Consider the following 18,362-nt stretch of genomic DNA (forward strand, 5'->3'; position numbering starts at 1 on the left):
TTCAGCAAAGGGTCGATAATGGCAGCCGAAACTTCGACGGAGGTAACGCCGTCCGGACCGATCGCGCGAAGTGGCTGACGAACAACTCTTGCGCGCCGACGAATGATTTCGCACAATTGCAATATGGCCGTTTTCGTCATCTTCGTTCTCGGCATCGGGAATTTCGCACTTCACAAGGCGACGATCGAGAGTCGCAATTCGCTGGTCCGCGAGGTTCCCTGGCTGCGGTCAAGGCGCGGACGGCAGGTTTCGCTAGCGATTGAGTTCATGGTCCTGCTTGCGGCCATGCTGCTGGCCGGCAATGGCTGGGGCAATATTGCTTGGGCCTATTTCCTGTATTCCGGCCTGAACGGTGTCTCTGCCTGGCTTATCCTGAGCGGGCGGGTCTAGGCGGCGATCAAATATCGCTTGCACCAGCTTCAAAACACTGTTTGCGACACCCCATGATTAAGCCGCACCGATTATTTCACGTCAGCGATCTCCATTTCGGTGTCGAGCACAAAGCCGCAATCCAGTGGTTCGCCGATGCGGTGGCTGAAGAAAAGCCCGATGCGGTGATCTGCACAGGCGATTTGACGCAGCGCGCCACCCACCGCCAGTTTGCAGAAGTTCGCAATTTCTTCCGTTCGCTAGGCACGCCGGTCGTCATCGAACCCGGCAACCACGACATGCCCTATTTCAATCTGTGGGAGCGCTTCACGCAGCCCTACAAACGATACGGCGCCTTGCGCGACGCGATTGGCGGCGTGCTGGAGCTGGAGCATCTGGTTCTGGTTTCGCTGAAGACCACCGTACGCGCGCAGCCGCGATGGCCGTGGTCCGACGGCTTCGTGACCAAGGATGCTTTGGCAGCCACCCTGGCGGAGCTCGAAAGACTGCGCGGCGATCCGCGGTTCAAAATCTTGACAGCGCATCATCCGCTGCTGCCAGGACCAGAGGACCGCAAAAATCCGACCATCGGCGGCGACGATGCCTTTGCCGCGCTTTCGCAGGCAGGTGTGAATGCGATCCTTACCGGTCACGTGCACGTGCCATTCGATATGGAGCGTGCTTCTGGAAATCATCCGGTGCGTATGATCGGTGCTGGTACCTTGTCGACCCGCCTGCGAGGCGCAGAGCCGGGCTATAATGTCATCAGTTTTGCCCCTGACACAGGTCTGGCAATAGAGCAGCGGGTCTACTCAGCCGATTGAAACGATTGAATGCTTGGTCGCACGCCAAGGCGGGCGTGGACCAAGGGCGCGGCACACAAAAAAGGCGGCCCGTTTCCAGGCCGCCTCTTGTGATTTGGTGCCGTAGTAGTTCGGCGAAGTGCGTAAGTTTTAGCGCTTCGAGAACTGGAAGCTACGACGGGCCTTGGCCTTACCGTATTTCTTACGTTCGACGACACGGCTGTCGCGGGTCAGGAAGCCAGCGGCCTTGACCGTGCTGCGCAGTGCCGGCTCGTAACGGGTCAGCGCCTGGCTGATACCGTGCTTAACCGCACCGGCCTGGCCCGAAAGCCCGCCGCCGCGAACGGTTGCGATGATGTCGTACTGGCCTTCACGCTCGGTGATGGTGAAAGGCTGGTTGATCACCAGGCGCAGGGTCGGACGTGCGAAATACACTTCCTGGTCCTTGCCGTTGACGGTGATCTTGCCGGTGCCGGGCTTCAGCCAGACACGAGCGGTCGCGTCTTTACGGCGGCCGGTTGCATAGGCGCGGCCCTGATCGTCGATTTCCTGCTCGCGAAGCGGCATGGTTTCGACAACCACGTTTTCAGCGGTGGAAGCGTCCGCAGCAGGTGCGTCAGCAGCGATGTCTTTCAGATCGGCGAGATCGGAGACGGTGTTCTTTTCGTCAGCCATTATGCGGAAGCCTTGTTCTTGCGGTTCATCGAAGCAACGTCGAGCACTTCAGGCTTCTGGCCGTCATGCGGGTGCTCGGTGCCGGCATAGAGGTGCAGGGCACGCATCTGGTCACGGCCAAGCGGGCCGCGCGGGATCATGCGCTGAATTGCCTTTTCAAGCACGCGCTCAGGGAAGCGGCCTTCCAGCACCTTGGCCGGGGTCGTTTCCTTGATTCCGCCGGGGTGGCCGGTGTGCTTGTAATAGATCTTGCCGGTCATCTTGTTGCCGGTGAACTTCACCTTGCCAGCGTTGATGATGATGACGTGGTCACCGCAATCGACGTGGGGCGTGTAGATGGGCTTGTGCTTGCCGCGCAGGAGGTTGGCGACGATGGCAGCAAGACGGCCAACGACCAGGCCGTCGGCGTCGATGATGTGCCATTTCTTTTCTACCTCGGCCGGTTTTACCGACCGGGTGACTTTGCTGAGAGCCTTCATGGGCTTTTCCGTTCCTAAATCTGTGAGCTGCAATTCGCAGCGCCTGCCCGCGAATCCACATGCGGGAGGTCGCGAAGAACGCGCGATTTGTTCGTTTACGTGCTAGAAGTCAAGCAAATCCGCGCCTCACAGCGGAGGTAAAATAATACCGCCATACTTTTGAGCCGGGTTATCACAGGGCCAGATTGCCGCAAAGATCGCACGCTATTTGCCTGGCTGGCCGATGGACCCGAGCCATGCCGCTGTCGCAGCTGCTGCGCTGTCGCATTTCCAGCCGGCGATGGCGGGCGTTTCATAGGGGTGGATTTCTTCCAGTCGGTGAACCGCCTGATCCAGCAGATCGGCGCTGGTCTTGAACAGCGCCCCGCATTCCTGCCCTTGTTCGATTTCACCTTCCCACTGGAACACGGAATCGATGGGCATCATGTTCGCGCAGCCGATCAGATTTTCCCGCAGCAAGGTGGTGGCCGCATCTCTGGCCTGTTCCTTGTTGGCGAAGGGAGACCAGATCAGCGCGCTCATGGTCCGGCCCTACGCCTTGCGCCCGATCAGATGCGCGCCCCAGGCTGTTGCCGCCACCAGCAAGGCGCCGACGCCCTGATGGGCAACCGCCACCCACAGGGCAACCCCGGTCCATACCGTTACGATGCCGAGGATAATCTGCGTGCCAAACGCAGAATGGATTGCGATCGATGCGCGCCGGTCGAACGCACGAACTCTGCGGGCAAGCACGATCAGCGCCGCGACCGCGATCCAGGCCCACCAGCGATGCAGGAAATGCAGCAAATAGGGATCGTGCGTCGCCGCCCAGAACAGCCCTTTGCTCTGGTCGAATTCCGGGATGATCCGGCCTTGCATCAGCGGCCAGCTATCCGATGCCAGCCCTGCATTCAGACCAGCGACCCATGCGCCCAGCAGCAGCTGGATAAACAGGATCAAGCTGACAATCAGGGCTAGCCCGGTGAACCGAGCCGGCCGTGCACCGGGTATCTGTGCCAGCCTGCGCAGGTCAAGCGCGGTCCAGATCAGCCCGGCCAAAGTAAACAAGGCAGTCAGTAGGTGAATAGAAAGCCAGAAATGGCTCACATCGGTCATCTCCGCCGACAGGCCGGAACGCACCATGTACCATCCGAATGTGCCCTGAAGCGCGCCCAGCGCCAGCAGCGCCAGCAATCGCGGCTTGTAACCAGCGGGAATTGCGCCGCGGACCCAGTACCAGGCAAGCGGCAGGGCGTAGATCAGCCCAATGAAGCGCCCCAGCAAACGGTGGAACCATTCCCAGAAATAGATGAACTTGTAATCGGCTAGCGTCATGCCCGCCGGGCCGCTGACCTGCTGGTATTCACCGATCTGCTTGTATGCGTCGAATTCGGCCTGCCACTGCGCCTCGTTCAAAGGCGGGATCGCACCGGTCACAGGCTTCCATTCGGTAATCGAAAGACCGGATTCGGTCAGCCGGGTGATGCCCCCGACGATCACCATCACGACGATCACTGCTGCAACCGCCAGCAGCCACCGCGCCAGCGCCGCCGGATTTCCGTGTGCAGGCCCGGCCGTTTCCGGTGAGGTTTGCGTGTCGATTTCTCGTTCCATGCTGCCCCAATGCTGTCGCACCGCCGGTTTCGCAAGTCGATTTCATGCAATCAATCTTGCGATTCGCAGCAATGCCCACTTGCAGAATGATACATCGTTACATAAGTAGGCTGCACATGACACGCGCACTTTCATCGATTCGCGCGCGACTTGATCGCGCCGGTGTGGTCCTTTCGGGACTGTGCGCGGCGCATTGTCTGCTCAGCATCCTGATCGTTTCCGCGCTTGGCATCGGCGGCGAATTTTTCTTCGCGCCGGTCATTCACCGGATCGGGCTGGCCATTGCGCTGGTCATCGCGGCGGTTGCCATCGGTTGGGGTGCGTTGCAGCATCGCCGTGCAGCGCCCTTTGTCATCGCCATGATGGGGCTGACATTCATGGGCGGCGCATTGGCCGTACCGCACGGCGTGCATGAAGTGGTGTTGACGATTATCGGCGTCACGCTGGTGTCGATTGGCCACATACTCAACTTGCGCGCCGCGCATTGAACGCTATCTGGCCCACATGAGCCAGACAAAATCCCTGACCGTAAACGGCGAGAGCCGGCAGACCACCGCATCGACAATCGCCGATCTCGTTCGCGAACTCGACCTTGACCCGGCAAAGGTCGCGGTGGAGCGCAACGGCGAGATAGCGCCCCGTTCCACTCTCGCCGATGTTGCACTGGCTGATGGCGACCAACTGGAAATCGTCCATTTCGTGGGCGGCGGCGATCACCTGGATGATGGCGATGATACGTGGGAAGTCGCTGGCCATACGTTCAAATCGCGGCTGATCGTTGGCACCGGCAAATACAAGGATTTCGAACAGAACGCCGCCGCGCTCAAGGCGTCGGGCGCAGAGATCGTGACCGTGGCCGTGCGCCGGGTGAATGTTTCGGACCCCAAGGCTCCAATGCTGACCGATTACATCGACCCGAAGGAAACCGTTTACCTGCCCAACACCGCTGGGTGCTTCACCGCCGAAGATGCGATCCGCACCTTGCGGTTGGCGCGCGAGGCCGGCGGCTGGGACCTTGTGAAGCTGGAAGTGCTCGGCGAGGCGCGCACACTTTACCCCGACATGCGTGAAACGCTCAAAGCCACCGAAGTGCTGGCCAATGAAGGTTTCAAGCCGATGGTTTACTGCGTCGACGATCCGATCGCGGCGAAGCAGCTGGAAGAAGCCGGCGCGGTTGCGGTCATGCCGCTAGGCGCACCCATCGGTTCCGGCCTTGGCATCCAGAACCGCGTCACGATCCGGCTGATCGTGGAAGGCGCAAGCGTGCCGGTGCTGGTCGACGCCGGGGTCGGCACGGCATCCGACGCAGCGGTTGCGATGGAACTGGGCTGCGACGGCGTGCTCATGAATACCGCGATTGCAGAGGCGAAGGATCCGATCCGGATGGCGCACGCGATGAAGCTGGCGGTGGAAGCCGGGCGTCACGCCTACCTTTCCGGCCGCATGGGAACCCGCAAATATGCCGATCCCAGCTCTCCGCTCGCAGGTCTGATCTGACCCGATCGTCCGCTGCGGCTGTGACCGCAATTCAGGCCTAACCATTAATTAACCATACTGGGTGATTGTGATCCTCGAACACAGAGGGGCACGATCATGGCAACCACCACTACTGCATCGCTCACCATCGCAGAAATGCGCGAATTTGCGGGCTTCGACGCGGCAGAGCAGCGCTATATACGGCGCAGCCTGGATATCGGGCTGGGCCGGCAGGATGCGTTCAAGCTGTGGGCGCGCGATGCGGTGGAAAATGCGGCCATCCGCAGCCAGTATGTCGCATATCAGGAACTCAAGATTTTGCGCGACACCGTCCCTTGCGAAACCGGTTTTGAAAGCATCGAAGGGTTCATTGGCAAGCTGACCCGCGTTGCCGCATTCGATCTGGCGCAGGAACGGCTGGGGTGCTTTTCCGCCTTCCGCTTTCTCTACGAACGCCTGCTGGGTGCAGAGGCGCGCCCTTGGCTGCCGTCAGCGTTCTGCGCCGCCGCTGCCCTGCCGCAGATCCGGCCAGAACGCCGCAAGATGTTGCTTCAATCCCTGAGCGAAGCCGCCGCGACCGCGCCCGGTTGGAGCGATGCACGCCCGAGCTTCTATCCGGAGTTTATCGAGAAAGAAGCGGCTTGATTGAGTTGTCATGACTACTGACAACCAGAAAAACATTGCAGAGGTGAACCATTGGCGAGGACAATGCCTCGACAATTTTGCACGGGTCGAGCGGGCCGTTATTTCAGCGATCGAGCACTTCTCCTCAATCAAGGGTGCCGATCAAATAAAGCTTACAGATACAGCCGGGAGCCGAACACGACACCTCAGAGATTGGTTGCGCAAATCCAACGATCCAAATTGCAAAAAGCTGGCAGCGCGCCTGGATCGTTGGTCTCTGCGAGAACGAGAACGTAATGAGTTCGTGCACGGATGTTTTACAATTCGCGCGGTCCCGGAGGGCGAATGGGTGCTGATCAATGAAGTTGTTCAAATAAAGAAAGGTGTCCGGGTTCAGGATTCCAGGCTTTATAGCAAGGCTCAGACTGAGGCATTCCTCCAAACTCTCCGCGCTGAACGGACGCCTTTAATCGAGGAGCTGGAGCTGTTGAAGAAGGCGGTAGCTTAGCCCCGATACAGCCCGTTCAGCTGTTCCTGGTACCGTTCGCGGATCTTGTGGCGGCGGATTTTCATGCTTGGGGTCATTTCTTCGTTCTCGATCGAGAACGCTTCGTCGGCAAAGGTGAACTGGCGCACTTTCTCCACCACGGACAAGTCCTTGTTCACCCGTGCAATCGCATCGCTAACGGCGCTGCGGAATGCCGGAAGCTGCTGCAACTGCACTAGATTGAACTTTTCGTCATTTGCCCGCGCCCATTCCAGCGCCCATTCGGCATCCGGCACGATCAGCCCGACGATATAGGGCCGCTTGTCACCGCTCACCATCGCCTGCGCAATCTCGGGCTGCAGTGTCAGCATTCCTTCGATCTTTTGCGGCGCGACATTGTCGCCCTTGTCGTTGACAATCATGTCTTTCTTGCGGTCGGTAATCTTGATCCGGCCCTTGTCATCCAGATGGCCGATATCGCCCGTGTGCAGCCAGCCATTCTGGATTGCCCGCGCGGTTTCGCCGTCGTTCTGCCAATAGCCGTGCATCACCAGTTCGCCGCGAACCAGAATCTCGCCGTCATCGGCAATCTTGACTTCCACGCCCTTCATCGGCGGGCCGACGGTGTCCATCGCGATCCCGGCGGCGGGACGGTTGCAGCTGATAACCGGGCCAGCCTCTGTCTGGCCGTAGCCCTGCAGCATGGTCAGCCCCATCGCTTCGAAGAAAATCCCGACATCGGGGTTCAGCGGCGCGCCGCCCGATACCATCGCTTTTACCCTGCCGCCGAATTTCTGGCGGATCTTGGGGCGTAGTGCTTTCTCGAGGACGAAATTCATCGGCCTGTCGCGCAGGCGCATTTTCCCGCTGGCCTTGTGTTCGCCAATGGAAAGGGCGCGGTCCATCATGAAATTGGCGGCTTTGCCCTGCTTTTCGATCTGCTTCATGATCCGCGTGCGCAGCACTTCGAACAGGCGCGGGACCACGACCATGATTGTCGGCCGGGTTTCCTCAATATTGCTGGCGAGTTTCTCCAGCCCTTCGGAATAATAAATCTGCGCGCCGACAGCGATCGGCAAATACTGCCCGCCGGTGTGCTCATAGGCATGGCTGAGGGGCAGGAAGCTGAGGAAGCGTTCTTCCTCGTCCAGGCCGAAATCGGTTGCGAGGATATCCGCCGCGCCCGCTGCATTGCACAAAATCGCACCGTGGTGCTGCAACACGCCGCGCGGTGCGCCGCCGGTGCCGCTGGTATAAATGATGCAGGCGGTCGTATCTCGCCTGATGCCTTCCAATCGTTTCTCGACTGCGGCGCGCGCTTCGGCGGGGTCGCCTTGCAGCATTGCATCCCAGTCGTGATAATCGAAGCTGCCCGACTGGTGGCGGTGCAGGTCCTCAATCCCGATAACGTGTTCGGCGACGCCCGACGCAAGCAGTGCAGGGTGCAGCGGCTTAAGCAGTTTTTCCGTCGAAACGAACACTGCCCGTGCGCCCGAATTGTCGAGGATATGAACATGGTCGCGTTCGGTATTGGTGGTGTAGGCAGGCACGGTGATGCATCCCGCGGCCATGATCGCCAGATCAGCGATGCACCATTCGGGGCGGTTCTCTGACACCAGCATGACCCGGTCGCCGTCCTTCATACCGATCCGGCGGAGGCTTTCGGCCAGCAGGCTGACCCGTTCAGCGGCTTCGCGCCAGCTTATCGTTCGCCATTCCCCGTCACGCTTCGCGCCGAGGAAAGGCAGCTCGCCTTTCTCGTCTGCGCGGCTGAAGAAAAGTTCGACCAGACTATTGGCCGTATCCACGTCGGCTAGCTGCAAAATGCGCTCCTCACCCAATAAAGTTTCCGCATTCTTGTGCGTTGAAACCGGTTTTTTCGATTTAGGCTGCCAATCGCATCGCGGCAACCCGCGCCGCATTCAAGGCGTGGTTTCCAGCATCCCGTTCAAACGCGGGTCGCGGGCCGAAACCCAGTTCCCATCGTTCCAAAGAATCCCGCCAGCCTTAAGCGGCGGCTTGCGCGCGCCGATCTTGGCGTGCCCCAGCGCCTTGAATTCGTCCACGCGGGTTTCAAACCAGGTGCCTTCCTCGATCAGAACATTGTCGCCGTAAGCCATCAGCAGCGGCAGGCCGAGTGCATCCTCCAGCTCCAGCCCGAAGTCGATGATGCCGATGATGGCGCGCGCGGTTTGCACCGGAATGGTCGATCCGCCGGCGGCACCGATTGCGGCCATTGGCCTACCCCGCGGGTCGTAAATCACACTTGGCGCCATTGAACTGCGCGGACGCTTGCCACCTTCGACGCGGTTGGCCACCGGCTTGCCGTCCACCATTGGCGAGCGGCTGAAATCGGTCAATTCGTTGTTGAGATAGTAACCGCCGTGGAACAGGCCCGAACCAAATGGCCCCTCTACCGTGGAGGTATAGCTGACCATGGTTCCGGCGCTGTCGATCACGGCGAGATGCGAGGTGCCGTTTTCGGTTGGTTCATCCCCATCGGCGCGGGCAGCTGTGAAGCCTGGCGGAGTTCCCGGCGCGGCGCTGTCCATCGCCTTATCGGCAGAGATCAGCGCGCTGCGCCCGGCAATATAGTCCGAATCCAGCAGCCCGTTCACGGGGACACTGACGAAATCGCTATCGGCGAGGTACAATTCGCGGTCAGCATAGGCGAGGCGCTGGGATTCGAGAAACAGGTGCCATGTCACTGCACTGTCCGGGCCGAGCGCAGAAAGGTCGAAGCGCTCCAGCTGGCCGAGGATCTGCAGCACGGCAACGCCGCCCGATGATGGCGGGCCCATTCCGCAGATCCGGTATTCACGGTACATTCCGCAGACTGCGGTGCGCGCCTTGCTTTCATAACCCATGACGTCGTCGCGGGTCATTGCGCCGGAGCGCGGTGTGTCTACCTTCACCGTCTGTACGAGCTTCTCTGCTGCGTCTGCACCATAGAACGCCTCCGGTCCTTCAGCCGCGATGGCCCGAAGGGTCTTTGCCATTTCGGGGTTTCTGATCAGCGTTCCGACCGGCTTCGGATTGCCCTGCGCATCGAAAAACAGCGCGCGAGCTTCCGGCGAGCGGCCGGCGCGTTCCAGCGAACCGTCGAGCGAGGCGTTGAGCCGGCGGTTCATGACGAAACCTTCACCGGCCAGTTTGATCGCCGGTTCGAACAGCGCGGACCATGCCAGCTTTCCGTGCTGGCCATGCGCCTTTGCAGCCATGGCAATATTGCCCGGCACGCCGATGCTCAGCCCGCTAAGCACAGACTCGCGGTAACTCAGCAGTCCACCGTTCTCGTCCATGAACCATTCCGGCACTGCGCCCGCCGGGGCGGTTTCGCGGCCGTCGAAACTCATGACCTCGCCATCGCTGGTACCGCGGATCATGAAACCGCCACCGCCAATGCCGGAACTTTGCGGTTCGACCACGCTGAGCGCCAGCATAGTGGCAATCGCGGCATCGGTCGCCGTTCCGCCCTGTGCCAGCATAGCTTCACCAGCGGCCTGCGCGCGCGGATCGGCTGCGCTCACGGCGCCCTGGGCTAGAATTTGAGGGGCAGCTGGGGCAGCACTTTCGACTGCGGTCTGGCCGGTTTGTACAGCGGTACAGGCGCTCAGCAGCGTACCGGTCAGGAACAGGGCCGCCATGCGCGATGCGTTCTTCAACGTTTTCATTCCAGCAGCGCTATTCTGTTCCGACAGCCTCGGCAATGGCCGAGAAGCCATCGCGTTTCATCAAACGCTCCAGCCCGCGGGTGATCTTCCTGGCGAGTCCCGGGCCTTCATAGACCATTGCGCTGTAGAACTGCACCAGACTGGCCCCGGCCCGGATACGTTCCCAAGCATCGTCAGCGCTGCCTATACCGCCGACCCCGACAAGCGGAACTGCACCGCCGGTCGCGGTCCGGAAATCGCGCACACGCTGGAGCGCCAAGGCGCGAAGCGGCGCACCCGAAAGCCCGCCTGTTTCCGCAGACTGATGCGATCGGAGCGAAGACGGGCGCGAAATCGTGGTGTTGGAAACGATCAGCGCACCAAGGTTCTTGTCGAGTGCGATCCGGGTGATTGCATCGACATCGGTGGGTGTGAGATCGGGTGCAACTTTCAGGAAGATTGGCGGGGCGTTTTCAGGGCATACGCCTGCGCGCGCCTCGATTACCGAATCCAGCAATTCGATCAGCGCCCCTTCATCCTGCAAGGCGCGCAGTCCCGGCGTATTGGGGCTGGAAATGTTCACCGCCAGATAGCTCGCCAGAGGAGCCATGATCCGCGTCATGTGCGCGTAATCGGCAATCCGGTCGGAAGAATCCTTGTTCGCACCGATATTGATGCCGACGATGCCGCCTTTCGCCCGGCGGCTTTTCAGCCGTTCGGCCGCGCTTTGGGCCCCGCCATTGTTGAATCCCATGCGATTGATGACCGCGCGGTCTTCCACCAGCCGGAAAAGCCGCGGCTTCAGGTTTCCTTCCTGCGGGCGCGGCGTGATTGAGCCAACTTCGGTAAATCCGAATCCGAGACCCAGCAGCGCATCTGGAACCTCCGCATCCTTGTCAAAACCGGCGGCCATTCCGACAGGGTTGGGGAATTCGATCCCGGCAACATTGACCGACAGCCGGCCTGGCACAGACTTTGGCCCGGCAGGCATGGCGCGCAGTCCGGCAACCGTCAGGCGGTGAGCCTTTTCCGGATCGAGGGTGAATATGGCGGGCTTGAGCAGGTGAAACAGCATTGCGAGTCGCTATGGCAAGAGAGCGTTCCCATGTCGATGCCGCACGAATTCTGTCAAATGTTGCAGTTGTATTACCGTTGAATTCGCTAGTTTTTTCGCTTGGGGGTCGATTCTGTCGCTTCCATACAATGCGAATCATGCAGCCATGCGTATTACCACTCCTGCGACCCGAAGGGCTCTGGCAGTAATGCATTTGAGTTCCTCGACTTTAGGGACGGTTTCCGGAAACGGGGCCGTCCCTTTTTTTTGTTCGTCCTTTCAGCGCGTCTGCAATGTCAACGAACCCTCTGGCCAAACCCGCCTTTTGGCCCCTAGGAGTGCGTCAAAAGCTTTGAGGAGAACATCATGTCGCGCAAATCAATCATCGCATTCGGTATCCTGCCAGCGTTCGCGCTGGCTGGCTGTTCGGCGGCCTATCAGGAACCGGTTTCGGCGCAGGCGGCACCGATGGAAGCTGCCGCGGCTGCCGAAGTCCAGGATCTCGGGACGCTGTTCGAAAACTATGATGCGCAGCAATTGGCGCTGTCGCCCTTGTCGAAAGCCTATCGCGGGATACGTGATGAGGATTATGACGATTGGGGTGATTTCAGCGATGCCTCGTCGGTCGCTGATCAGGAATTGCTGCAATCGACCGCTGCGGCCATGCGCGCCGAATACGACCTTTCCGCGCTCGATGCGCAGGATGCACTTTCTTACCGCCTGTTCGATGCGATGGCCCAGCGTAGCGCGGACCGGTTCGAATATCGCAAGAACGGCTACGTCTTTGACCAGATGAATGGCGCGCAAAGCCAGCTGCCGGCCTTTCTGATCAACATCCACAGGGTCACCGATGCTGGCGATGCAGCCGCATATGTGTCGCGCATCGAGAAGCTTGGCCCGGCACTGGACCAGCTGACAGCAGAATCTCGTGAACGCGCCGATGCGGGCGTGATGCCGCCTGATTGGGTCTATCCCTACGTGATTTCAGACATCGAGAACCTGCTCAATTCGGGCGACGCCAATCCAATCCTGGAAGACTTCTCCAAGAAAGTATCGGCAATTGAACTGACCGCTGCCGACGCAGGCGATTTCGAAGCGCAGGCACAGGCGGCATGGTCTGGTTCGGCGCAGCCTGCGTACGAGCGGCTTCTGGCTGAAATGAAGCGTCAGCAGGCCATCGCCCCGACAGATGACGGCATCTGGAGGTTTGCCGACGGTGCCGACTACTACAAGGCACTGCTCGCGAATTACACGACCACCGATCTCACAGCTGACGAAATCCATGACATCGGACTGCGCGAAGTGGACCGGATCCATGGCGAAATGCGCGGGATCATGAAGCAGGTCGGTTTCGAAGGAACGTTGCAGGAATTTTTCGAATACACCCGCAATGGCGACCAGTTCTTCTACGAAACGCGCGAAGAATATCTAGCGGACGCGCAGGCCGCGATCGCAAAAATGGAGAAAGCTCTGCCGCAATGGTTCGGCGTGCTCCCCACCGATCCGCTGGTGATCAAGCCGGTCGAGGCATTTCGTGAAAAGAGCGCGGGCAAGGCGTTTTACCAACGCCCCGCACCCGATGGATCGCGCCCGGGCACCTATTATGTGAACCTCTACAACCTGCGCGACATGTCGAAAAACGAGCTTGAAGCGCTGGCCTATCACGAAGGTTTGCCAGGGCATCACCTGCAATTGTCGATTCAGACCCAGCTCGGCGATGTGCCTCCGTTCCGGCGGTTCGGCGGCGTAACCGCCTATTCCGAAGGGTGGGGACTCTATTCGGAAGAGCTGGGCAAGGACATGGGCTTCTATACCGACCCCTATTCCGATTTCGGCCGCCTGGGGATGGAACTGTGGAGAGCCTGTCGACTGGTTGTGGATACCGGCATCCATCACAAACGCTGGAGCCGCGAAGAAGCGATTGCCTATCTGACCGAGAACACCCCCAATCCTGATGGTGACATCCGTAAGGCGATCGAGCGCTACGTGGTCTATCCTGGTCAGGCGACGGCATACATGATCGGCAAGCTGAAAATCATGGAACTGCGCGAACGGGCGCGGACCGAGCTTGGCGAGAAATTCGATATTCGCGGCTTCCACGATACGATCCTGAAGAGCGGCCCTGTGCCTCTCTCCATCATGGAAGAGAATGTCGAGAGCTGGATAGCTGCACAGCAGTGAACCGGGATGCTGAGCGAGGGACGGCTCGCAAACCGGAAAAATCCAGCTTCGATTTCTCGTTCTTGGCGGGGCCCGAATGTCTGGCAGGCCATTTGAACACGCTCTACTCGTTCGCCAGCGATGAGAGCGTGATCGAAGATATCATGCCTGCCTATTCGCCCCAATTGATGCTGGTGACGAAAGGCAGCGGGCAATTGCGCTTCGCCGATGGCCGCGTAGCGCAGTCATCGCCGGCGTTTTTTGTTACCCAGCTTGATCAGGCAGCCCCCTTTCGCATTGATGGCCCGATGGAATTGGTCGGCGCGTCACTCAAAATCCACGGTTGGGCCGCGCTGACCGGTTTGCCGATGGACGAGTGGGGCAACCGGGTTGTCCCCGCAAAGGATGCTCTGCCGCCGGATGTGGTGGCCCGGCTCGATGCGATTTCTTCCGGGCTTTCCGACGGCATGATGGACCCGGCGGCCGCTTGCGCAAAATTGGGCGAGGTGTTGGTATCGGCGCTGCGGCCGCTGCCCGCTGCCCACGCCGAATTCATTGATGTGATGCAGGCCTGGCTGACGGAGAACTTCGATCCTCAGCCTGCAGATTTCATGGTGCATACTTCGCTGTCGCAGCGCCAGGTCCAGCGGCTTACCAAGCAGTTCTTCGGCCGCCCTCTGTCGCGCCTCATCAGGCGGTACCGGGCGATACGGTCAGCCACGTTGATGACTCTACCGTCGCTGTCTCCTGAAATTGAAGCGGAGGTAATGGAAGGTTTCTATGATCAGGCGCATCTGATCAGGGAAATCCGTCACTTCACAGGCAAAACGCCGCGTTTGCTCAGCGATGCCGAAGGCACAGTCAGTGCGAAGACACTTGGGCCGGAGGGGTACAACAAAGCGCCGCTATTCGATGAAGTCGCCCGGTCGAATGAGATCTCGGTCGAATAAATTGAGGCCCTTTCATATCGGTTGAGGTTGTTCTCAAGAATAGACTGCTCGTACTGCTTGTGCGCCGCCATAGTGCGGGATAAGGGCTATCGATGTCGCTCTGGTACAATGGAGATGGGGCAAAGGTGTCTACGCATATTCCCAACAGACATGCGCGAGGAAACCTTCGGGTGTTCGCTGCGCCATGTTCGGGGCGGCATGACACTGGATGGGTCGCAATCATCTAGACATGCCGCTCCGTTTTTCTCTCGAATATGTTGATCCGCCCAAGGAATTGCAGCGCCATGTGCTGGCCCTGTTCCATTTCGCCTGTGACGAACCGGTCATCGTTGACAAACAACCTGGCGCATTGGGGCAATTGGCCTTGTTCGCGCGGGGCGAGGGGGGCATCGAATTTGACGGTGTAGAACACCCGGTAACTGGCGGTTCGCACATGCTCAGCGGATTTTCCGTGGCGGCTCCGTATACCGTCAATGGCCCCTGGCATGCGATTGGTGCGTCCCTGTCGCCGCTGGGCTGGGCGTCACTGACGGGCAAGCCCGCGAACGAATACATCGACCGCTTCTTTCCTCCGCAAGAAATCCTTGGGCCGGAATGGTCAGATTTCGCGGAGCAAACCAACGCCAGTTACAGAGCCGGAGATATCGATGGGCGGGAGGGCTGCGATAGACTGCTTCACTGGATAGCCCCGCGCCTCAGCCCAGTGCCCGGCCGGCACGAAGAGCTGATTGAGCAAACGCTGGGATGGCTGGGGAATTCTCTCAATCCGGAGGTCGACTGGCTCTTTGACTGCATTTCCTATTCGCGCCGCCAGACTGAACGGCTGGTTGAACGGTATTTCGGCTTGCCGCCTGCTGCACTGGCCCGGAAATACCGCGCTATTCGTGCGTCAGCGCTTCTCGCTCAGCCGGATCTAAGCGGCCATGCCGAAGCGATTATAGCAGAGGCATTTTTCGACCAGCCGCACATGGTGCGCGAAATTCGGCGATATTGCGGGCATACGCCCACGCGGCTGGGGGGTCCGACCGATCCGATCCTGCACACGATGTTGCAGATGAAGAACTTCAACCGGCTCAACCTGTTCGACGCTGTAAAATAGCCCTCGATTGCTAACGACTCGCAACAAGGGCTTTGCTCTTGAAGAACCGCTTTTGCGCCCCTAGCTGCAAATCGGAACGAATCAGTCCGAATTAGAGTTTTTGAGCAAATGCGCCTATCGAATCTTGCAGACTACGCCGTCGTCACGATGACGGCAGCCGCACGCCATTGCGGCGGCGGGCGCGTGTCGGCGGCCGAACTGGCGCAAGAAATCCAGCTGCCGGCCCCAACGGTGCAGAAAGTGGTCAGCAAGCTTACCGCAGCAGGACTGCTGCGCTCGGTTCGGGGTGCAAAGGGCGGGCTACAACTTGCCCGGCCCGCGGCGGCCATCACGCTCGCCGATATCGTGGAGGCAATCGAAGGCCCCATCGCTCTGACCGCATGCGTCGACAGCGGGGCGCATGATTGCGGATTGGAACAAAACTGCGCGGTGCGGCCACATTGGCCGATCGTGAACCAGGCTTTGCGCGGCGCGCTGGCGGATATCCGCCTGACGCAGCTTGCACAAACAGACAACCAGCGGGAACTCGCATGAACGAGCAATCGACACTTACCGGCGATCAGCGAAAAGATGGACGCATCGACACGGCTGACATTCAGGACGCGGAAATTCAGGATAAGGCCGCGCGCGATGCGGCTGCGAAAGCGGCCGATTACGAACACGGCTGGTCTAGCGACATCGAACAGGATTTCGCCCCCAAGGGACTGAATGAAGACACCGTCCGGTTCATCAGCGCCAAGAAGGAAGAGCCCGAGTGGATGCTCGACTGGCGGCTGAAGGCGTTCCGCCTGTGGCAGGACATGGAAGAACCGGACTGGGCAAAGCTCGGCTATCCCAAGATCGATTATCAGGATGCGTATTACTACGCCGAGCCGAAGCTGAAGCCGAAGCTGGAATCGCTCGACGAGCTCGATCCGGAGATCAAGCGCGTTTACGACAAGCTGGGCATTCCGTTGGCAGAGCAGGAAGTGCTCGCCGGGGTCCAAGGCGCGCGCAAGGTCGCGGTCGACGCAGTGTTCGACAGCGTCAGCGTCGCGACGACATTCCGCAAGGAGCTGGAAGCTGCCGGGGTCATTTTCCGCAGTATTTCAGAGGCAATTCGCGAATATCCCGATCTGGTGAGGAAATGGCTCGGCAAGGTCGTGCCGCAGCGCGACAATTACTTCGCCACGCTCAATTGCGCAGTCTTTTCGGATGGTACCTTTGTTTACATACCCGAGGGGGTGCGCTGCCCGATGGAGCTTTCCACCTATTTTCGCATCAACGCGGAGAATACCGGACAGTTCGAACGTACGCTGATCGTCGCCGAAAAAGGTAGCTACGTTTCCTATCTCGAAGGCTGCACCGCGCCAATGCGCGATGAAAACCAGCTTCACGCCGCCGTTGTCGAACTGGTCGCGATGGAAGACGCCGAAATCAAGTATTCGACCGTCCAGAACTGGTACCCTGGCGATGCAGAAGGCAAGGGCGGGATCTACAACTTTGTGACCAAGCGCGCTCTGTGTCAGGGTGCCCGCAGCAAGGTCAGTTGGACCCAGGTGGAAACCGGCAGCGCGGTGACGTGGAAATACCCCTCCTGCGTACTCAACGGTGAAGACAGCGTGGGTGAGTTCTACTCGGTCGCGGTGACCAACAATTACCAGCAGGCCGATACCGGCACCAAGATGATCCATAACGGCAAGGGCAGCCGCAGCACGATCATTTCCAAGGGTATCTCTGCGGGCAAATCGGACAACACCTATCGCGGGCTCGTCCGCGTGGGCGCCAATGCAGACAATGTCCGCAATTTCACCCAGTGCGACAGTTTGCTGCTGGGTGACAAATGCGGCGCGCACACGGTCCCCTATATCGAGGTCAAGAACCCGACCGCGCAGATCGAACACGAAGCCACCACCAGCAAGATCAGCGATGATCAGCTGTTCTACGCCATGCAGCGCGGCCTGGGCGAAGAAGAAGCCGTGGCGCTGATCGTCAACGGCTTTGCCAAGGAAGTGCTCAAGGAACTGCCGATGGAGTTTGCGGTCGAGGCGCAGAAGCTTCTGGCAATCTCGCTCGAAGGGAGCGTCGGGTGATGGTGCGTTACCTGATTGGCCTTGCGATGTGCATTGGCGTGCCGGTGCAGGCCGCCTCAGCGCAAGCCGCGCAGCCTGGCGCGATGGAGTTGGCGCAGGCGCATGACCGCTGCATGACGACTTTCGCGGTTCGCGAAACAAAGACCGATCTGCCCGACAATGAAATCTTCGCCAAGGCTTCTTCGGGCTGCGAAGCGCTCGACACCAGATTGAACGCAGCGATCCGCGCAGAATATCCCGCCGACAAGGCGGATGAGCTGATCGCCATGCTGGCGGCTCAGGCCAAACCGAACTTCCAGGCCATGCTTGGCAAAATCAGAAACGACCGGCAGCGCCGAGCGGGAAATTAATCGATGACCGAACGTAAAAAACTCTCCCTCGGCACGTCCGATGCAGCCAAGGCCGACAAGACCGCAAGCTGGAAAGTGTCCGAAGCGCGCAAGGACAAATTGCATGATCGTGCGCGGTTCAACAAACGTCACCCGAGCGAGGCGCACAAGCGTATGTGGAGCCTGCTCGACAAGAAAGGCGTCGGCAATTTCAGCTTCCAGCGCGAAGTGGTGATGGGATCGTCGGTGGTCGATTTCGCCTGCAAGACCCGCTGGCTGGTGGTCGAAATCTCCGGCGAGACGGAGGCGGAGAAAACCATCGAGGAATTGTCCGATCGCAAGCTGAAAGAAGTCGGCGTGCGCATCATACGCTTCACGGCGGAAGAAGTGATGGGCGATCTCGAACCGATCAAGGACGCAATCCTGGAAGAGCTGAACAAGCCCTTCGAGAAGCCCGGGCGCGCACCCAAACGCCGCGACGACGGCCTTCACCACCGCAGCCGGTATTGAGCGCGGCGAACCCCAGGAATTTACGAGAA

20 protein-coding genes are annotated in these 18,362 nt (G+C 59.7%); 13 read left to right on the forward strand and 7 right to left on the reverse strand.

Going from position 1 to position 18,362, the window contains the following annotated elements; all coding sequences use genetic code 11:
- The first annotated feature begins 123 nt into the window (after positions 1–123).
- Together PO778_RS11455 and PO778_RS11460 are read left to right on the forward strand one after the other, a co-directional pair.
- Positions 124–390 (forward strand): hypothetical protein, encoded by a 267-nt coding sequence (locus PO778_RS11455; protein WP_160731108.1) that lies wholly within the window; start codon positions 124–126, stop codon positions 388–390.
- A 53-nt stretch (positions 391–443) separates the two neighbouring features.
- Positions 444–1,193, forward strand: a complete 750-nt coding sequence (locus PO778_RS11460; protein WP_271439716.1) for a metallophosphoesterase family protein — start codon at positions 444–446, stop codon at positions 1,191–1,193.
- 129 nt (positions 1,194–1,322) lie between these two features.
- Here the strand turns inward: PO778_RS11460 and rpsI are convergent, their stop codons facing one another.
- From rpsI to PO778_RS11480, 4 genes are all read right to left on the reverse strand, one after another.
- On the reverse strand, positions 1,323–1,847 hold the full coding sequence (gene rpsI / locus PO778_RS11465) for a 30S ribosomal protein S9 (protein WP_160731106.1): 525 nt from the start codon (positions 1,845–1,847) through the stop codon (positions 1,323–1,325).
- On the reverse strand, positions 1,847–2,326 hold the full coding sequence (gene rplM / locus PO778_RS11470) for a 50S ribosomal protein L13 (RefSeq protein WP_160731105.1): 480 nt from the start codon (positions 2,324–2,326) through the stop codon (positions 1,847–1,849). Before rplM ends, rpsI begins: the two co-directional genes overlap by 1 nt.
- A 204-nt stretch (positions 2,327–2,530) precedes the next feature.
- On the reverse strand, positions 2,531–2,848 hold the full coding sequence (cutA, locus tag PO778_RS11475; RefSeq protein ID WP_271439717.1) for a divalent cation tolerance protein CutA: 318 nt from the start codon (positions 2,846–2,848) through the stop codon (positions 2,531–2,533).
- A gap of 9 nt (positions 2,849–2,857) precedes the next feature.
- On the reverse strand, positions 2,858–3,919 hold the full coding sequence (locus tag PO778_RS11480; RefSeq protein ID WP_271439718.1) for a COX15/CtaA family protein: 1,062 nt from the start codon (positions 3,917–3,919) through the stop codon (positions 2,858–2,860).
- A gap of 116 nt (positions 3,920–4,035) precedes the next feature.
- Between PO778_RS11480 and PO778_RS11485 the strand changes: the two genes are divergently transcribed.
- The 4 genes from PO778_RS11485 to PO778_RS11500 all read left to right on the forward strand — a co-directional run bounded on the left by PO778_RS11485 (position 4,036) and on the right by PO778_RS11500 (position 6,527).
- Positions 4,036–4,407: a MerC domain-containing protein gene (locus PO778_RS11485; RefSeq protein ID WP_271439719.1), complete on the forward strand. Its 372-nt coding sequence runs from the start codon at positions 4,036–4,038 to the stop codon at positions 4,405–4,407.
- Between the two features lie 16 nt (positions 4,408–4,423).
- On the forward strand, positions 4,424–5,416 hold the full coding sequence (thiS, locus tag PO778_RS11490) for a sulfur carrier protein ThiS (protein WP_271439720.1): 993 nt from the start codon (positions 4,424–4,426) through the stop codon (positions 5,414–5,416).
- Positions 5,417–5,512: 96 nt separating this feature from the next.
- Positions 5,513–6,040: a hypothetical protein gene (locus PO778_RS11495; RefSeq protein ID WP_271439721.1), complete on the forward strand. Its 528-nt coding sequence runs from the start codon at positions 5,513–5,515 to the stop codon at positions 6,038–6,040.
- Positions 6,041–6,050: 10 nt separating this feature from the next.
- On the forward strand, positions 6,051–6,527 hold the full coding sequence (locus PO778_RS11500) for a hypothetical protein (protein ID WP_160731099.1): 477 nt from the start codon (positions 6,051–6,053) through the stop codon (positions 6,525–6,527).
- Here the strand turns inward: PO778_RS11500 and PO778_RS11505 are convergent.
- From PO778_RS11505 to PO778_RS11515, 3 genes are all read right to left on the reverse strand, one after another.
- Entirely contained in the window at positions 6,524–8,329 is a 1,806-nt protein-coding gene (locus tag PO778_RS11505) for an AMP-dependent synthetase/ligase (RefSeq protein ID WP_271439722.1), read from the reverse strand. The genes PO778_RS11500 and PO778_RS11505 overlap by 4 nt on opposite strands.
- 99 nt (positions 8,330–8,428) lie before the next feature.
- Positions 8,429–10,180 (reverse strand): gamma-glutamyltransferase, encoded by a 1,752-nt coding sequence (ggt, locus tag PO778_RS11510; RefSeq protein ID WP_271439723.1) that lies wholly within the window; start codon positions 10,178–10,180, stop codon positions 8,429–8,431.
- A gap of 10 nt (positions 10,181–10,190) precedes the next feature.
- Positions 10,191–11,234, reverse strand: a complete 1,044-nt coding sequence (locus PO778_RS11515; protein ID WP_271439724.1) for a quinone-dependent dihydroorotate dehydrogenase — start codon at positions 11,232–11,234, stop codon at positions 10,191–10,193.
- A 345-nt stretch (positions 11,235–11,579) separates the two neighbouring features.
- Between PO778_RS11515 and PO778_RS11520 the strand changes: the two genes are divergently transcribed.
- The 7 genes from PO778_RS11520 (at position 11,580) to PO778_RS11550 (ending at position 18,333) form a co-directional block, all read left to right on the forward strand.
- Positions 11,580–13,394 (forward strand): DUF885 domain-containing protein, encoded by a 1,815-nt coding sequence (locus tag PO778_RS11520; protein WP_271439725.1) that lies wholly within the window; start codon positions 11,580–11,582, stop codon positions 13,392–13,394.
- Positions 13,391–14,323, forward strand: a complete 933-nt coding sequence (locus PO778_RS11525; RefSeq protein ID WP_271439726.1) for a helix-turn-helix domain-containing protein — start codon at positions 13,391–13,393, stop codon at positions 14,321–14,323. Before PO778_RS11520 ends, PO778_RS11525 begins: the two co-directional genes overlap by 4 nt.
- 229 nt (positions 14,324–14,552) lie before the next feature.
- On the forward strand, positions 14,553–15,422 hold the full coding sequence (locus PO778_RS11530) for an AraC family transcriptional regulator (RefSeq protein WP_271439727.1): 870 nt from the start codon (positions 14,553–14,555) through the stop codon (positions 15,420–15,422).
- Positions 15,423–15,530: 108 nt separating this feature from the next.
- Positions 15,531–15,956, forward strand: coding sequence for an SUF system Fe-S cluster assembly regulator (locus PO778_RS11535; protein ID WP_160731093.1), 426 nt, complete (start codon positions 15,531–15,533; stop codon positions 15,954–15,956).
- A complete protein-coding gene (gene sufB / locus PO778_RS11540; protein WP_271439728.1) occupies positions 15,953–17,494 on the forward strand; it encodes a Fe-S cluster assembly protein SufB in 1,542 nt (513 codons plus the stop codon). Before PO778_RS11535 ends, sufB begins: the two co-directional genes overlap by 4 nt.
- The gene (locus tag PO778_RS11545; RefSeq protein WP_271439729.1) at positions 17,494–17,844 is read left to right on the forward strand and encodes a hypothetical protein; all 351 of its coding nucleotides are present in this window, start codon (positions 17,494–17,496) and stop codon (positions 17,842–17,844) included. Before sufB ends, PO778_RS11545 begins: the two co-directional genes overlap by 1 nt.
- 3 nt (positions 17,845–17,847) lie before the next feature.
- Entirely contained in the window at positions 17,848–18,333 is a 486-nt protein-coding gene (locus PO778_RS11550) for an endonuclease domain-containing protein (protein ID WP_271439730.1), read from the forward strand.
- Positions 18,334–18,362 lie beyond the last annotated feature (29 nt).

It is taken from the genome of Pontixanthobacter luteolus (genome assembly GCF_947494915.1).
Classification (GTDB): domain Bacteria; phylum Pseudomonadota; class Alphaproteobacteria; order Sphingomonadales; family Sphingomonadaceae; genus Pontixanthobacter; species Pontixanthobacter luteolus.

Excerpts from the sequence above, each read along its gene's own strand:
- PO778_RS11530 (WP_271439727.1), top strand. The coding sequence starts at position 14,553 with ATGCCGCTCCGTTTTTCTCTCGAATATGTTGATCCGCCCAAGGAATTG.
- rplM (WP_160731105.1), bottom strand. The coding sequence starts at position 2,326 with ATGAAGGCTCTCAGCAAAGTCACCCGGTCGGTAAAACCGGCCGAGGTA.
- PO778_RS11480 (WP_271439718.1), bottom strand. The coding sequence starts at position 3,919 with ATGGAACGAGAAATCGACACGCAAACCTCACCGGAAACGGCCGGGCCT.
- cutA (WP_271439717.1), bottom strand. The coding sequence starts at position 2,848 with ATGAGCGCGCTGATCTGGTCTCCCTTCGCCAACAAGGAACAGGCCAGA.
- PO778_RS11460 (WP_271439716.1), top strand. The coding sequence starts at position 444 with ATGATTAAGCCGCACCGATTATTTCACGTCAGCGATCTCCATTTCGGT.
- PO778_RS11500 (WP_160731099.1), top strand. The coding sequence starts at position 6,051 with ATGACTACTGACAACCAGAAAAACATTGCAGAGGTGAACCATTGGCGA.
- PO778_RS11520 (WP_271439725.1), top strand. The coding sequence starts at position 11,580 with ATGTCGCGCAAATCAATCATCGCATTCGGTATCCTGCCAGCGTTCGCG.
- thiS (WP_271439720.1), top strand. The coding sequence starts at position 4,424 with ATGAGCCAGACAAAATCCCTGACCGTAAACGGCGAGAGCCGGCAGACC.
- PO778_RS11550 (WP_271439730.1), top strand. The coding sequence starts at position 17,848 with ATGACCGAACGTAAAAAACTCTCCCTCGGCACGTCCGATGCAGCCAAG.
- sufB (WP_271439728.1), top strand. The coding sequence starts at position 15,953 with ATGAACGAGCAATCGACACTTACCGGCGATCAGCGAAAAGATGGACGC.
- PO778_RS11495 (WP_271439721.1), top strand. The coding sequence starts at position 5,513 with ATGGCAACCACCACTACTGCATCGCTCACCATCGCAGAAATGCGCGAA.
- PO778_RS11485 (WP_271439719.1), top strand. The coding sequence starts at position 4,036 with ATGACACGCGCACTTTCATCGATTCGCGCGCGACTTGATCGCGCCGGT.
- PO778_RS11535 (WP_160731093.1), top strand. The coding sequence starts at position 15,531 with ATGCGCCTATCGAATCTTGCAGACTACGCCGTCGTCACGATGACGGCA.
- PO778_RS11545 (WP_271439729.1), top strand. The coding sequence starts at position 17,494 with ATGGTGCGTTACCTGATTGGCCTTGCGATGTGCATTGGCGTGCCGGTG.
- PO778_RS11455 (WP_160731108.1), top strand. The coding sequence starts at position 124 with ATGGCCGTTTTCGTCATCTTCGTTCTCGGCATCGGGAATTTCGCACTT.
- PO778_RS11515 (WP_271439724.1), bottom strand. The coding sequence starts at position 11,234 with ATGCTGTTTCACCTGCTCAAGCCCGCCATATTCACCCTCGATCCGGAA.
- ggt (WP_271439723.1), bottom strand. The coding sequence starts at position 10,180 with ATGAAAACGTTGAAGAACGCATCGCGCATGGCGGCCCTGTTCCTGACC.
- rpsI (WP_160731106.1), bottom strand. The coding sequence starts at position 1,847 with ATGGCTGACGAAAAGAACACCGTCTCCGATCTCGCCGATCTGAAAGAC.